13 protein-coding genes are annotated in these 13,756 nt (G+C 62.5%); 8 read left to right on the forward strand and 5 right to left on the reverse strand.

Features of this window, described 5'->3' with window-relative positions:
• Positions 1 to 155: 155 nt before the first annotated feature.
• Complete coding sequence (locus tag Q7C30_RS00690; protein WP_116887527.1) at positions 156 to 1,649, reverse strand: CoA-acylating methylmalonate-semialdehyde dehydrogenase; 1,494 nt, start codon at positions 1,647 to 1,649, stop codon at positions 156 to 158.
• Between the two features lie 65 nt (positions 1,650 to 1,714).
• Positions 1,715 to 3,061 carry an aspartate aminotransferase family protein gene (locus Q7C30_RS00695; RefSeq protein WP_029612533.1) on the reverse strand — a complete coding sequence of 449 codons (1,347 nt, stop codon included), beginning with the start codon at positions 3,059 to 3,061 and terminating at the stop codon, positions 1,715 to 1,717.
• Between the two features lie 118 nt (positions 3,062 to 3,179).
• Here Q7C30_RS00695 and Q7C30_RS00700 point away from each other — a divergent pair, with 118 nt between their 5' ends.
• The 6 genes from Q7C30_RS00700 (at position 3,180) to Q7C30_RS00725 (ending at position 9,001) form a co-directional block, all read left to right on the forward strand.
• The gene (locus Q7C30_RS00700; RefSeq protein ID WP_039583033.1) at positions 3,180 to 4,097 is read left to right on the forward strand and encodes a LysR family transcriptional regulator; all 918 of its coding nucleotides are present in this window, start codon (positions 3,180 to 3,182) and stop codon (positions 4,095 to 4,097) included.
• A gap of 72 nt (positions 4,098 to 4,169) precedes the next feature.
• Positions 4,170 to 4,835, forward strand: coding sequence for a TetR/AcrR family transcriptional regulator (locus Q7C30_RS00705; RefSeq protein WP_039583032.1), 666 nt, complete (start codon positions 4,170 to 4,172; stop codon positions 4,833 to 4,835).
• 9 nt (positions 4,836 to 4,844) lie between these two features.
• Positions 4,845 to 5,429 carry a YigZ family protein gene (locus Q7C30_RS00710; RefSeq protein WP_317870278.1) on the forward strand — a complete coding sequence of 195 codons (585 nt, stop codon included), beginning with the start codon at positions 4,845 to 4,847 and terminating at the stop codon, positions 5,427 to 5,429.
• Positions 5,430 to 5,795: 366 nt separating this feature from the next.
• Positions 5,796 to 6,482 carry an SDR family oxidoreductase gene (locus Q7C30_RS00715; RefSeq protein WP_317870279.1) on the forward strand — a complete coding sequence of 229 codons (687 nt, stop codon included), beginning with the start codon at positions 5,796 to 5,798 and terminating at the stop codon, positions 6,480 to 6,482.
• A 120-nt stretch (positions 6,483 to 6,602) separates the two neighbouring features.
• Positions 6,603 to 7,958, forward strand: coding sequence for an 8-oxoguanine deaminase (locus tag Q7C30_RS00720; RefSeq protein ID WP_317870280.1), 1,356 nt, complete (start codon positions 6,603 to 6,605; stop codon positions 7,956 to 7,958).
• A 95-nt stretch (positions 7,959 to 8,053) separates the two neighbouring features.
• The gene (locus Q7C30_RS00725; protein WP_029615217.1) at positions 8,054 to 9,001 is read left to right on the forward strand and encodes an adenosine deaminase; all 948 of its coding nucleotides are present in this window, start codon (positions 8,054 to 8,056) and stop codon (positions 8,999 to 9,001) included.
• A 23-nt stretch (positions 9,002 to 9,024) separates the two neighbouring features.
• Here the strand turns inward: Q7C30_RS00725 and Q7C30_RS00730 are convergent, their stop codons facing one another.
• The gene (locus tag Q7C30_RS00730; protein ID WP_039583025.1) at positions 9,025 to 9,738 is read right to left on the reverse strand and encodes a helix-turn-helix transcriptional regulator; all 714 of its coding nucleotides are present in this window, start codon (positions 9,736 to 9,738) and stop codon (positions 9,025 to 9,027) included.
• 507 nt (positions 9,739 to 10,245) lie between these two features.
• Between Q7C30_RS00730 and Q7C30_RS00735 the strand changes: the two genes are divergently transcribed.
• Positions 10,246 to 10,443: a hypothetical protein gene (locus tag Q7C30_RS00735; RefSeq protein WP_317870281.1), complete on the forward strand. Its 198-nt coding sequence runs from the start codon at positions 10,246 to 10,248 to the stop codon at positions 10,441 to 10,443.
• Here the strand turns inward: Q7C30_RS00735 and Q7C30_RS00740 are convergent.
• Positions 10,394 to 11,575: a multidrug effflux MFS transporter gene (locus Q7C30_RS00740; protein ID WP_295481668.1), complete on the reverse strand. Its 1,182-nt coding sequence runs from the start codon at positions 11,573 to 11,575 to the stop codon at positions 10,394 to 10,396. The two genes, Q7C30_RS00735 and Q7C30_RS00740, sit on opposite strands and share 50 nt — an antisense overlap.
• Before the next feature lie 222 nt (positions 11,576 to 11,797).
• Between Q7C30_RS00740 and Q7C30_RS00745 the strand changes: the two genes are divergently transcribed.
• Complete coding sequence (locus tag Q7C30_RS00745; RefSeq protein ID WP_317870282.1) at positions 11,798 to 13,465, forward strand: hypothetical protein; 1,668 nt, start codon at positions 11,798 to 11,800, stop codon at positions 13,463 to 13,465.
• A gap of 56 nt (positions 13,466 to 13,521) precedes the next feature.
• On the opposite strand, the gene Q7C30_RS00750 is transcribed toward Q7C30_RS00745, so the two are convergent.
• Positions 13,522 to 13,719, reverse strand: a complete 198-nt coding sequence (locus Q7C30_RS00750) for a heavy-metal-associated domain-containing protein (protein WP_295481665.1) — start codon at positions 13,717 to 13,719, stop codon at positions 13,522 to 13,524.
• Between the last annotated feature and the right edge of the window lie 37 nt (positions 13,720 to 13,756).

Raw genomic sequence — 13,756 nt, forward strand, 5'->3', positions numbered from 1 at the left:
GTTGATTAACAAGAAGTTTTGCGTTCCGTTTGCTGCGGAAGTGGGGCGCATTATAAGGGGATCTGAACAGCGGTCAAGGCTTAATTTCAAATAACTTCAAATAGTTGAAACAAAGCGGGGCGGCCTGTCGGCCGCCCCGCTATTCACCTGCAGTATTACAAGCTCGGAAACGCGAACTGCGAAGCCTCGTGACTCTTGCGCTGTGGCCAACGCTGGGTGATGGCCTTACGACGGGTGTAGAAGCGCACGCCATCCGGCCCATAGGCATGCAAGTCACCGAACAGCGAGCGCTTCCAGCCGCCGAAACTGTGATAGCTCACCGGCACTGGCAGCGGCACGTTGACCCCGACCATCCCCACCTCGATCTCGTCGCAGAACAAGCGCGCCGCCTCACCGTCCCGGGTGAAGATGCAGGTGCCATTACCGTACTCATGCTCATTGATCAGTTGCATGGCCTCTTCCAGGCTGCTCACCCGCACCACGCACAGCACCGGCCCGAAGATCTCCTCCTTATAGATACGCATCTCGGGCGTGACGTGATCGAACAACGTACCGCCAACGAAGTAACCATCCTCGTTGCCAGACACCCGCAAGCCGCGACCGTCCACCACCAGCTTGGCGCCAGCCGCCAAGCCATCGTCGATGTAGCCCACGACCTTGTCGCGAGCCGCTGCGGTGACCAACGGCCCCATGTCCAGGCCACAGGAGGTACCGGCACCGATCTTCAGCGCCTTGATCTGCGGTTCAAGCTTGGCGATCAGTGCATCGGCGACCTGGTCACCCACGCACACGGCCACCGAAATCGCCATGCAGCGCTCGCCGCACGAACCATAGGCCGCGCCCATCAAGGCACTGACGGCGTTGTCCAGTTCAGCATCGGGCATCAGCACCGCATGGTTCTTCGCCCCGCCCAGGGCTTGCACACGCTTGCCGCGCTTGGTGCCTTCGGCATAGATGTACTCGGCGATCGGCGTCGAGCCCACGAAGCTCAGGGCCTTGACCTCTGGCGCCTCGATCAGCGCGTCCACCGCTTCCTTGTCACCGTGCACCACATTGAGGATGCCTTTGGGCAGCCCGGCTTCCTGCAGCAATTGCGCGATGTACAGCGTCGAGCTGGGATCACGCTCCGACGGCTTGAGGATGAAGGCATTGCCGCAGACGATGGCCAGCGGATACATCCACAGCGGCACCATGGCCGGGAAGTTGAACGGTGTGATACCCGCCACGATGCCCAACGGCTGGAAGTCAGACCATGCGTCGATGTTCGGGCCGACGTTACGGCTGTACTCGCCCTTGAGCAGCTCCGGCGCTGCACAGGCGAACTCGACGTTCTCGATACCGCGCTTGAGTTCGCCGGCCGCATCTTCCAGGGTCTTGCCGTGCTCTTCACTGATCATCTGCGAGATGCGGGCTTCGTTCTGCTCCAGCAACTGCTTGAAACGGAACATGACCTGGGCACGCTTGGCCGGCGGCGTGTTGCGCCAGGCCGGAAACGCGGCCTTGGCCGCGTCGATGGCATCCTGGATGGTCGCGCGACTGGCCAATTCGACCTTGCGCGTGGCCTGCCCTGTGGAGGGATTGAAGACGTCGGCGGTGCGGCCGCCTTTGGAAACCAGCTCACCGTTGATCAGGTGCTGAACGATGCTCATGCGAGACTCCAGATAAAGAAGGGAAAGACAGGCGCCCGAAGCGCCTGTCCTCAAAGTCGGAAAGATCAGTCGATCTGATTCAGCGTTTCGCCTACCGCATCGAACAGACGGTCCAGTTCGTGCGGCTGAGTATTGAAGGTCGGCCCGAACTGCAAGGTGTCGCCGCCGAAGCGCACATAGAACCCAGCCTTCCACAGCTTCATGGCAGTCTCGTAGGGACGCACGATCGCATCGCCGTCGCGGGCAGCGATCTGAATCGCGCCAGCCAGGCCATAGTTGCGGATGTCCACCACGTTCTTGCTGCCTTTGAGCCCATGCAGCAACTGCTCGAAGTGCGGGGCGAGCTCGGCCGAAGCCTGCACCAGGTTTTCCTTCTGCAGCAGGTCCAGCGCCGCGATACCGGCCGCGCAAGCTACCGGGTGAGCGGAGTAGGTATAGCCGTGGGGGAATTCCACCGCATATTCCGGGGTCGGCTGATTCATGAAGGTCTGGTAGATCTCGCTGCTGGCGACCACGGCGCCCATTGGAATCGCGCCGTTGGTGACCTGTTTGGCAATGCACATCAGGTCCGGGGTCACGCCAAACGCTTCAGCGCCCGTCATCGCCCCCATACGACCAAAGCCGGTGATCACTTCGTCGAAGATCAGCAGGATGTTGTGCTGGGTGCAGATTTCACGCAGACGTTTCAGATAACCCTTCGGCGGCGGCAGCACACCGGCAGAGCCGGCCAGCGGCTCGACGATCACTGCAGCGATGTTCGAGGCATCGTGCAGCTCGATCAGCTTGAGCATCTCGTCGGCCAGGGCAATACCACCCTCTTCCGGCAGTCCTCGGGAGAAGGCATTGACCGGCAACACGGTGTGAGGCAAATGATCGACATCCAGCAACTGGCCGAACATCTTGCGGTTGCCGTTGACCCCGCCCAGGCTGGTACCGGCGATGTTGACGCCGTGATAACCGCGGGCACGGCCGATGATCTTGGTCTTGCTGGCCTGGCCCTTCAGGCGCCAGTAGGCACGCACCATCTTCAGCGCCGTATCGGCACACTCGGAGCCGGAGTTGGTATAGAAGGTGTGGTTCAGATCGCCTGGCGTCAGCTCGGCGATCTTTTCCGCCAACTGGAACGACAGCGGATGACCGAACTGGAAGGCCGGTGAGTAGTCGAGCACGCTCATCTGGCGCGACACGGCGTCAGCGATTTCCTTACGCGTGTGCCCTGCGCCACAGGTCCACAGGCCCGACAGTGCGTCGAAGATGCGCCGTCCCTTGTCGTCGACCAGATGATTGCCGTCAGCCGCGACGATCAGGCGCGGATCGCGATGGAAATTGCGGTTGGCGGTGTACGGCATCCAGTGGGCGTCCAGCTTGAGCTGGCTGGCCAGACCGGTGGGCGCGGCTTCAGGCATGTTCATCGGCGGTTCCTCGGCAAACGAATAGGCAACGATGGGTGTTGTTGCCGCTACGTTGGCATGAGGATAAATTCGGAAAAAGCCAACATTTCTAACCTTCAGTCAGACCCGGACTAAACAGATGAGCCGACGCCCCGATCCCCTCGCCCAAGTCAGCGACTTCGACATTCGCCTGCTGAAGATTTACCGCAGCGTGGTCGAGTGCGGCGGCTTCTCGGCCGCCGAAAACGTTTTGGGCATCGGTCGCTCGGCAATCAGCCAGCAAATGAACGACCTCGAGCAGCGCCTGGGCCTGCGCCTGTGCCAGCGCGGGCGCGCCGGGTTTTCGCTGACCGAGGAAGGCCGCGAGGTGTATCACTCGGCGCTGCAACTGCTCAGCGCACTGGAAACATTCCGCACCGAAGTCAACGGCCTGCACCAGCACCTGCGCGGCGAGCTCAACATCGGTCTTACCGACAACCTGGTCACCCTCCCACACATGCGCATCACTCATGCCCTGGCCGAACTCAAGGATCGCGGTCCTGACGTGCGCATCCAGATCCGCATGATCGCGCCGAGCCAGGTGGAGCAAGGCGTATTGGACGGCAGCCTGCACGTCGGCGTGGTACCGCAGACCAGCCCGTTGTCCGGCCTGGAATATCAGCCGCTCTACAGCGAGCGCTCGCTGCTCTACTGCGCAGTGGGCCACCCCCTGTTCTATGCCGACGATCAGCAGATCGACGATCCACGGCTCAATGCCCAGGAAGCCATCGCGCCGACGTTCCGTCTGCCGGCCGACATCCAGGCGCACTACCAGGCGCTGAACTGCACCGCCAGTGCCTCGGATCGCGAAGGCATGGCCTTTCTCATCCTGACCGGACGCTACATTGGCTACCTGCCCGATCACTACGCCACGTTCTGGGTGCAGCAGGGGCGCTTGCGTGCGCTCAAGCCCACTGAGCGCTTCTACGACCTGAGCTTGAGTTGGGTCACCCGCAAGGGACGTCGACCCAACCTGGTATTGGAGAGTTTTCTCGAAAGCCTGGCGACAACGCGCTAACCCTTGTCACTTCTGCACAGGCAGGTAATCTGTCCGACAGCCGTTGCCCACAGAACCTGTACGGAATCGTCCATGACACTTGAAGTCCCTGCGCACCGCCTCTCCGCCTCGGGCAAACCCGCCGGCCGCATTCGCCAGAAGAACGAACAGGCTATCATCCAGGCGGCCGAAGACGAGTTCGCCCGCCATGGTTTCAAGGGCACCAGCATGAACACCATCGCGCTGAAGGCCAACCTGCCCAAAGCCAACCTGCACTACTACTTCACCAACAAGCTCGGCCTGTACATCGCGGTGCTGAGCAATATCATCGAATTATGGGACAGCACCTTCAACGCCTTGAGCGTCGAGGACGATCCGGCCCAAGCGCTGGACCAGTACATCCGCACCAAGATGGAGTATTCGCGGCGCAATCCTCAGGCCTCGCGGATCTTCGCCATGGAAGTGATCAGCGGCGGACAATGCCTGACCGATTACTTCAGTGCCGACTACCGCGAATGGTTCCGCGGCCGTGCCGCCGTGTTCCAGGCCTGGATCGAGGCCGGCAAGATGGATCCGGTCGATCCGGTACACCTGATTTTTCTGCTCTGGAGCAGCACCCAGCACTATGCCGACTTCGCCACCCAGATCTGCCAGGTCACCGGGCGCAGCCGCCTGACCAAGCAGGACATGGAAGACGCCAGCAACAATCTTATCCACATCATTCTCAAAGGCTGCGGCATCACCACCGCGGCCGCCTGATCGCCACTTATGCCCTCAACTCTGCTCGACGTCTGCGAATTACGCGAAGACATCCGCAAAAGCCGCTTCGTGACCCTTGCCGGCCCGATCACCAGCGTGGCCGACGCCATGACCTTCATCGAGCGCCACAGTGACCCGACCGCAACGCATAACTGCTGGGCCTGGAAACTCGGCCCGCAGTACCGCAGCAGCGACGATGGCGAACCGGGCGGCACCGCTGGCCGGCCCATCCTCGCCGCCATCGAGGCCCAGGACTGCGATCAGGTCGTGGTGCTGGTGATCCGCTGGTACGGCGGCATTCAGCTCGGCACCGGAGGCCTGGCGCGTGCCTACGGCGGCGGCGCCAACAAGTGCCTGCAGCAGGCGCAGAAACGCGAATTGGTGCAGCGCAGCGAATTCAACTGCAGTTGCACGTTCAGCGAGCTAGCCCTGCTCAAACTGCGCCTGGGAGAGGTCGAGGGTCTGGTGCTGGACGAACAGTTCACCGCCAATGGCGTCGATCTGCGCGTGGCGTTGGGCGAGGCGCACCTCAGCACCCTGGCTCAGCAACTGGCAGACCTGAGTCGGGGCCGAATCCGCCTGGAGCGCTGCTGAAAGCTGCCCACAAATACTGTTGGCCTGCCTGTGGATAAGCTTTGGGTACTTCACTGCAGACTTAGTCCTGCAATGGCTGTAGCTAACTGTACATATTTTGATCACGATTTGATGACAGTCGCAAACCACTGAAACTTCTGTGTTTATCCACATGCCGCCCCATTGACCGAGCCATTCAACGCCACCCCTGCTTTCACACAATAACTGTGGAGCAGCCTGTGGATAAGCGGTGCGCGAATAGCCTGCACCCCTTTGAGCACAACGCATGCGGGACTTCGATCATTTTTTGATCACTTGCCGTTGCTGCCCTGCGAGCGCTGGCCTGAGGTATCCTGCGCCCTTCGTTCAAACGATCTTGGAGCTCCTATGTCCACCAGCAAACATGCCCTCATCATCGGTGCGTCTCGCGGGCTGGGTCTTGGCCTGGTACAACGTCTGCGCGAAGACGGCTGGAAAGTCACCGCCACCGTGCGTGACGCGCACAAACCCGGCGCTCTGGCCGACGTTGCGGGGGTGCGCATCGAGTCCCTGGAAATGAATGACACCACCCTGCTCGACGGCCTCACGCAGCGGCTGCAGGGCGAAACGTTCGACCTAGTGTTCATCAACGCCGGCGTCATGGGCCCTCTGCCTCAGGATCTGGAAACCGTTCAGAACGAAGACATTGGCGCCTTGTTCATGACCAATGCCGTCGCACCGATCCGCGTGGCCCGTCGCCTGGTCGGGCACATTCGGCAAGACACCGGCGTGCTGGCCTTCATGAGCTCAGGTCTGGGCAGCGTGACCAGCCCGGACGGCAATGAAATCTGCCTGTACAAGGCGAGCAAGGCCGCCTTGAACTCGATGATCAACAGCTTCGTGGTGGAGCTGCAGCGCTCCGACTTGAGCGTGGTGGCCATGCATCCGGGTTGGGTGAAGACCGACATGGGCGGCGAGAACGCCGAAATAGACGTGTTCACCAGTACGCGCGGCATGCTCGACCAGATCAACGCACAGAGCGGCCACGGCGGCCTGCATTTCATCAACTACAAAGGCGACAGCCTGACCTGGTGAATTGAACGGCGCCGGGCGAGGCAGTAGACTCGATGCCTCGCCCTGCGGCGGACCTGGATCAGCAGACAGGACAACACTGAGCTGGCTAACCCTGAACCCATTTTCAGAGGAGCCGGCGCCATGCCTGCCACCCGTACCTGGTTGAAATCTCCCCTCGCCATTTTTACTGCCAACCACGCCGATGCCCGTGGCGGTCTGGTCATCGAAGGCGGTCGCATCAGCCAACTGCTGGCATTGGGCGAACAGCCCGAACAACCCTGTGAGCAGGTCTTCGATGCCCGCCAGCATGTGGTGCTGCCAGGCCTGATCAATACCCACCATCACTTCTACCAGACCCTCACCCGCGCCTGGGCGCCGGTGGTCAACCAGCCGTTGTTTCCCTGGTTGCAAACCCTCTATCCGGTCTGGGCACGCCTGACCCCATCCAGCCTGGCATTGGCCAGCGAAGTCGCCTTGGCCGAACTGCTGCGCTCAGGCTGCACCACCGCTGCCGATCACCACTACCTGTTCCCCGACGGACTGGAGCACGCCATCGACATTCAGGTCGAGGTGGTACGCAAACTGGGCATGCGCGCCATGCTTACCCGCGGCTCGATGAGCCTGGGTCAGGCTGACGGCGGCCTGCCACCGCAGCAAACCGTACAGCAAGGCGAAACCATCCTGGCCGACAGCCAGCGACTTATCCACCGCTACCACGAGCGAGGTGACGGTGCGCGCATCCAGGTCGCCCTGGCGCCGTGTTCACCGTTTTCCGTCACCCCGCAGATCATGCGCGCCAGCGCGGCCCTGGCCGAAGAACTGGACGTACGCCTGCATACCCACCTGGCCGAAACCCTCGACGAGGAACACTTCTGCCTGCAACGCTTCGGGCTGCGCACAGTGGACTATCTGGACAGCGTCGGTTGGCTAGGCCCACGCACCTGGCTGGCCCACGGCATCCATTTCAACCCGGAGGAAATCGCCCGGCTTGCCGCCGCCGGCACCGGCGTGTGCCATTGCCCGAGCTCGAACATGCGTCTGGCCTCGGGCATTTGCCCGACGGCCGACTTGGAGGCCGCTGGCGCGATCGTGGGCCTGGGCGTGGACGGCTCGGCCTCCAACGATGCCTCCAACATGCTCCTCGAAGCGCGCCAGGCCCTGTATCTGCAGCGCCTGCGCTACGGCGCCGAACAGATCACCCCGCAGCGGGCGCTGCACTGGGCCACCCGGGGCTCGGCACAATTGCTGGGCAGGGATGACATCGGTGAACTGGCCGTCGGCAAGCAGGCCGACCTGGCGCTGTTCAAACTCGACGAACTGCGTTTCTCCGGCAGCCATGACCCACTCTCGGCCTTGCTGCTGTGCGCGGCAGACCGAGCGGACCGGGTGATGGTGGCCGGGCAATGGCGGGTGATCGATGGCCAGATCGAAGGCCTGGATGTGCAGAAGCTGATCGCCGACCACCGCCAGGCCGCCGCCGCCTTGATCAACGGCTGAGCCTGGCCGGGGGTTGCCAGTCAGCCCCCGGCCTGTCGCCGCGCGTCCAGGCCTGTAGAATGTCGGCCAACCGTGACTGATTCGAGAGTTTTCCCATGTACAACTGGCTCAACGCCTTGCCCAAGGCCGAACTGCACATGCACCTGGAGGGTTCGCTGGAGCCCGAGTTGCTGTTCGCATTGGCTGCCCGCAACAAGATCGCGCTGCCGTGGACGGATGTGGAGGCGCTACGCAGTGCCTACGCCTTCAACAACCTGCAAGAGTTCCTCGACCTCTATTACCAAGGTGCGGACGTCCTGCGTACCGAGCAGGATTTCTATGACCTGACCTGGGCCTACCTGCAACGCTGCAAAGCGCAGAATGTGATCCATACCGAACCGTTCTTCGACCCTCAGACCCATACCGACCGGGGCATTCCCTTCGAGGTGGTGCTCGGTGGCATCGGCCAGGCCCTCAAGGACGGCCGCGAGCAGTTGGGCGTCAGTAGCGGCCTGATCCTCAGCTTCCTGCGCCACTTGAGCGAAGACGAGGCGCACAAGACCCTCGACCAGGCACTGCCCTTCCGTGACGCATTCATCGCCGTCGGCCTGGACAGCTCGGAAAAAGGCCATCCTCCCAGCAAATTCCAGCGCGTATTCGACCGCGCCCGCAGCGAAGGCTTCGTGGCCGTGGCCCACGCCGGTGAAGAAGGCCCTCCCGAGTACATCTGGGAAGCCCTCGACCTGCTCAAGATCAAGCGCATCGACCATGGCGTGCGCGCCATCGAGGACGAGCGCCTGATGCAGCGCATCATCGACGAGCAGATCCCACTGACCGTCTGCCCGCTGTCCAATACCAAGCTGTGCGTGTTCGAGCACATGGGCCAGCACAACATCCTCGACATGCTCGAGCGCGGCGTGAAGGTCACTGTCAACTCGGACGACCCTGCCTACTTCGGGGGTTACGTCACCGAAAACTTCATGGCGCTGCACGAGCATCTAGGCATGACTCAGGACCAGGCACAGCGCCTGGCGCAGAACAGTCTGGACGCTCGTCTGGTCTGATTCGAACCTGGCCGCCTTGCAGTTCAACCCACCTGCAAGGCGGGGACATTGGCGATGCGATTGATTTCCTGCACACCGAGTGTCGAGAGCTTCAGGGTGCGGGTGCCCTCCTGTTCACGTATCCACCCCGACTGCAGGAACAGACTGAGCAGCGCCTGGCCGAGCGCGCCGCCCAAATGGGCGCTGCTGTCGCTCCATTCGCTGCAATGGCAGATTTCGCATCTGCCGCGTTGGCGCGGTGCCAGCGCATCGATGTAGACGCCGATCTGCGCCAGTTGCACACGTCCCTCAGCGCTGACGCTGGCCTGCAATTGACTGCCTTCCAACCACCCCGCACACGCCATGCGCCGGTACAGGTCAGCCGCCAGCTCGCCGCCCAGGTGATCGCCGCACCGACGCGCCCGGCGCAATGACACCGGCACCTGCAGCGGCTTGATCGAGGCCAGGTTCTCCGCGCGACTGCCCAGTTGCACGCTGGCCAAAGCCTCGACCGCCGCCACCACCTCAGGCGTCGCCAGGCGGAAATAGCGCTTGCGCCCGCGCGCTTCCAGCCGCAACAGACCGGCAGACGACAATAGAGACAGGTGGGCACAAGCCGAGGAAGGTGTCACGCCTATCATTGATGCCAACTCGTCGGCATGCCGGGCCGAGCCATCGATGAGGGCCCAGAGCATCGCACTGCGTTTGGGCTCGGCCATCAGGCCGGCGATCTGGCTGATACTGCTGACTGCTTTCATGCTCCATCCACTCCCTGCAAAGTCATGTTTCTTGTCCGATGGCCATCCATGGCACCCAGCATCGCCCGCAGTGGCGGCACATGGGACCGGTGAGTTCAGACGCAACGTTCGGCACTGCAGTCTGAGAGGGAAATCGCTCTGTCTGCATTGCCTGCGCGGGCAAGTATAAGCCGCCAGAACCCCTGCACTAGAGGGAGCCGGTGGCTATAGGGAAGCCCGGCGAACGAGGGTGGCAGTACCCTCTGCAAGGTAGGAAAAATAGAAAGAAGGTCGGGATTAGGGGCATTCGCTCTGCGTCAAAGGACACGGGCCTTCGCGGTCGTGCATCGGTTCGTAGACCAGGAACAATGCCGACAGTCGCCTTCCATAAGTAGTGCATGCAAATGCGAAGGTTCATCGAGCTGCCAGACCATGACCATCGGTCAGCAGTCGCGTGCCACGTCTGGCGATCCACCTCAGTCGGACTAAACTCATGTCCCGCCGTCACATCCACACGAGGACGCCGCCATGAAGATTGTCGTCTGTGCTTCGAATCACCATCGGACCTGCCCCTGGCAGGTTCAGCTCGATCAACAGGTGGTGGGATTTCGCAGCGAGGTGGAGGCGCGCGCCTTCGTCGCCTCGCTGCAGGCGCGTCTGAATGCACCCCACAGTCTCATGCAGGCGCCTTCGCCTGGCGGCGTCGAGTCAGCAGCGCGACGCTGACCACCAGCAGGCCGCACAGACTGATCACCAGCGACATCGGCACGGCGCTGCCGTCATGCAGCACACCCACCAGCGCCGCAGCCATTGCCGCGACACTGAATTGCAGGCAGCCCAGCAAAGCCGAGGCGCTGCCTGCCCGGGCACCCTGCCCATTCATGGCGCAGGCCGAAGCATTGGGAATGATGCAGCCCAGGCTGGCGATACACACGAACAGCGGCAGCAACAGTGGCCAGAGTGCCGCCGGATGCAGCGCCGACACCATCAGCAAAGCCAGCCCTGCCAACAGGTACACCCAGACCGCACGCACCAGCAGCCATCCCGGCGGGCGTCTGGACAGCAGGCGCGCATTGAACTGGGCGACCAGGATGAAGCCCGCCGCGTTGATGCCGAACAGCCAGCCATAGTGCTCGGCGGGCACGCCATAAAGCTTGATGAACACGAACGGAGAACCGGCGATGTAGGCGAACATGCCGGCGATCGCGACCCCACCGGTCAGCGCATGACCGATGAACAGCGGATCGCGCGCCAGCCGCAGGTATTGACGCAGCGCACCGGACAGCGGCTGACGCGGCACATGCGCCGGCAGGCTTTCCGGCAGTCCCAGCACCACCGCCAGCAGCGCCGCTGCGCTGAAGAGGCTCAACGACAGGAAGATCGACTGCCAGCCGGCGACGTTGACCAGCGCACCGCCCAGCATGGGCGCCAGGATCGGCGCGAGGCCCATGACCAACATGAGTTGCGAGAACACCTTGGCCGAGGCCACGGCATCGCATTTGTCACTGACGATGGCCCGCGACAGCACCATGCCCGCACAGCCCCCAAGCGCCTGAACGAACCGCGCCATCACCAGGGTCTGAAGGTTGGGCGCGTAAGCGCAGGCCAGTGAAGCCAGCGTGAACAGCCCCACGCCGAACAACAGCGGTTTGCGCCGTCCGAAGCGATCCGCCGCGGGGCCATAGGCCAACTGGCCGATCGACAGCCCGAGGAAGTAGACGGCCAAGGTCGTCTGGATCTGCCGCTCGTCGGTCGCGAAGGCGTGTGCCATGGCCGGAAAAGCGGGCAGGTAGAAGTCGATTGCCAAAGGCCCGAACGCACTCAAGGCGCCCAGGATCATCACCATTCGCAGGTTCATCAAAAATCCATAGCAGGCTAAGCAAAGTCGCTAGTCTACAGCCACCCATTCGCCATGCCAGTAAAACCTGACGATTCGCCGAGCGCCCGGCTCTGCCTGATAAAAATGCCAGGTTACACCCCGGCCAGCGGGTCATAGCATCCTGATCGAAGGCGATGACTGGCACCTGCACCGTTCGATGTCATCGCGCCCCCAGACCGATCCCGCGATCAGGAGCACGGCATGAACTCATCAAATGGCAGATCAGATCTCGAAGCTGTCGCCGAACTCTACTTCACCGACCTCTACGACAGCCCGGCGAACCCACGATTAGGGATCAACTACGAGTTGCTCAAACGGCCCGTGCGGCTGCACGCGTCGATGGCCACCGTGCCCAAGATCGGTGATGAGGTGATCCTGTACTGGAACGATGTGCCGGTACAGACGATCATCATTGACGGCAGCATGGTCGGTAACCCGCGCCTTCAGTTCTCGGTACCGGTCAGCCGCGTCCAACCTCCGTCGGGACGGGTCTTCTACACCTATGAGGACAAAGTCTCCGGCGAGCCGCCGGAGCGCAGCCCTGTGCGCACGATCGCAGTGAACACTCAGGTGCCAGGCGGCGCTGGCCCGGATATGCAACCGCCCTACAACAGTCGCCTCACACCGTGCACCGTTACGCCGAATCCCGTCACCAACCTGGGTGCCACCGTTCGGGTTCAAGTGCCGCGCTGGCTGAACAAGAAAGTCGATGACGAACTGATCGTTTACTGGGGCGGCGTGCCGGTGAATCACCCCAAGGTGACCAACCCCTCGATCCCCGAGTCGGTGGTGATTCCCGCAGCGGTCGTGATGATGGTGGGCACCCAAGGCACCGTGCCGGTGACTTACGACATTCGCGACTTCGTTGATAACTACTCCCGCCAGGCACGCCCTACCCAGGTCCGGGTGCAATTGGCAGCACCCACTGTCAGGGCCAACGGCTCACGGGTCACGCTGATCGACCTCAGAGGCCTGAATCGACTGGATGTACTGGTGCCGGACTACGGCATGCAGGCGGGCGACTCCATCACCCTGAACTGGCAGGGCGCAGCCAATCGGCAGAAGACCGAGCGAGTGGTCAATATCGGCCCGATGACTATCACGGTGGATCTGGGTTGGGCGCGGGAAAACAAGGACCGCCAGGTGAGCGTGAGTTTCGTGGTGACCCGCGGCGGCCAGACCATGACCTCATCCGTCGCGGCGGTGCAGGTCAATGAATCCACCGAGCAACTGTTCCTGCCGGCGCCCACTGTGAGGGACCTGCAAAATGGCATGCTCGACTATCACTGGCTGCTCGACAACCGTGGCGGGGAAGCGACCGTCGTAGTGCCGGCCTACACCGGGATGCGCGTTGGGCATACGGTCAGGGTGAGCTGGTCGAACAACGTGGTCTGGAACACGCCGGTGCAGACGGTTCGCGCCATCGGCCCGATGGAATTCAAGATCCGCGCCATCGAAATCATCGACACCGTCGGCCATTTCGCCAACGTGAACTACACCGTGGTCACCGAGCCCAACGGCCGGTTGAATGCCTCGCAGTTCTATCGCTGCCAGGTCAAGGATTACGGCGCGCCCTTCCAGTCCATGCCGCCACCGTTCATGCTCAACAGCAACACGTTGCGCATTCCCCGCCCTGGCACGCGTGCGTTTCGCACGGTAGTGCGCTGGTACCACCCTGAGTCGGGCTGGCAGCAGGATTCGCCGATCCTGTACTACGGCAGCGACGGCCAGACGCACCTGGACTGGACGATTCCCGCCGCCTGGATCGCCGCCAACCGAGGACGTACGGTGTATGTCAGCTATTCGATGAGCGTGAACAACGGTCCGATCCACGTGGGGCGCTACCTGCGCTACAACGTGCCGGCCTGAGCCGTGGGGCACGGCCGCAGCAAGGCGAATCGCCACTGCGCCCGTGCCCCGCGCTGTCAGGCCAGTTGCGCCTGATACCCCTCCTCCACGATCGCCGCGACGATCCGCTCGGCAGGCGATTCGCTCTGCACCTTCACCTGACGCCCCGGCAAATCCACTTCCACCTGGGCTGCCGCATCCACCGTCTGAATCGCCTGGGTCACCGCCTTGACGCAGTGGCCGCAGGTCATGCCTTGAACATTGAACACGTGCATGGTGCTACCTCCTGAGGATTTCGCCGCAGTCTCGACC

The sequence above is a fragment of the Pseudomonas sp. RAC1 genome (assembly GCF_030658255.1).
Taxonomy (GTDB): Bacteria; Pseudomonadota; Gammaproteobacteria; order Pseudomonadales; family Pseudomonadaceae; genus Aquipseudomonas; species Aquipseudomonas boreofloridensis.

Coding starts and splice junctions, on each gene's coding strand:
- Q7C30_RS00690 (WP_116887527.1), bottom strand. CDS start 1,649: ATGAGCATCGTTCAGCACCTGATCAACGGTGAGCTGGTTTCCAAAGGC.
- Q7C30_RS00695 (WP_029612533.1), bottom strand. CDS start 3,061: ATGAACATGCCTGAAGCCGCGCCCACCGGTCTGGCCAGCCAGCTCAAG.
- Q7C30_RS00700 (WP_039583033.1), top strand. CDS start 3,180: ATGAGCCGACGCCCCGATCCCCTCGCCCAAGTCAGCGACTTCGACATT.
- Q7C30_RS00705 (WP_039583032.1), top strand. CDS start 4,170: ATGACACTTGAAGTCCCTGCGCACCGCCTCTCCGCCTCGGGCAAACCC.
- Q7C30_RS00710 (WP_317870278.1), top strand. CDS start 4,845: ATGCCCTCAACTCTGCTCGACGTCTGCGAATTACGCGAAGACATCCGC.
- Q7C30_RS00715 (WP_317870279.1), top strand. CDS start 5,796: ATGTCCACCAGCAAACATGCCCTCATCATCGGTGCGTCTCGCGGGCTG.
- Q7C30_RS00720 (WP_317870280.1), top strand. CDS start 6,603: ATGCCTGCCACCCGTACCTGGTTGAAATCTCCCCTCGCCATTTTTACT.
- Q7C30_RS00725 (WP_029615217.1), top strand. CDS start 8,054: ATGTACAACTGGCTCAACGCCTTGCCCAAGGCCGAACTGCACATGCAC.
- Q7C30_RS00730 (WP_039583025.1), bottom strand. CDS start 9,738: ATGAAAGCAGTCAGCAGTATCAGCCAGATCGCCGGCCTGATGGCCGAG.
- Q7C30_RS00735 (WP_317870281.1), top strand. CDS start 10,246: ATGAAGATTGTCGTCTGTGCTTCGAATCACCATCGGACCTGCCCCTGG.
- Q7C30_RS00740 (WP_295481668.1), bottom strand. CDS start 11,575: ATGAACCTGCGAATGGTGATGATCCTGGGCGCCTTGAGTGCGTTCGGG.
- Q7C30_RS00745 (WP_317870282.1), top strand. CDS start 11,798: ATGAACTCATCAAATGGCAGATCAGATCTCGAAGCTGTCGCCGAACTC.
- Q7C30_RS00750 (WP_295481665.1), bottom strand. CDS start 13,719: ATGCACGTGTTCAATGTTCAAGGCATGACCTGCGGCCACTGCGTCAAG.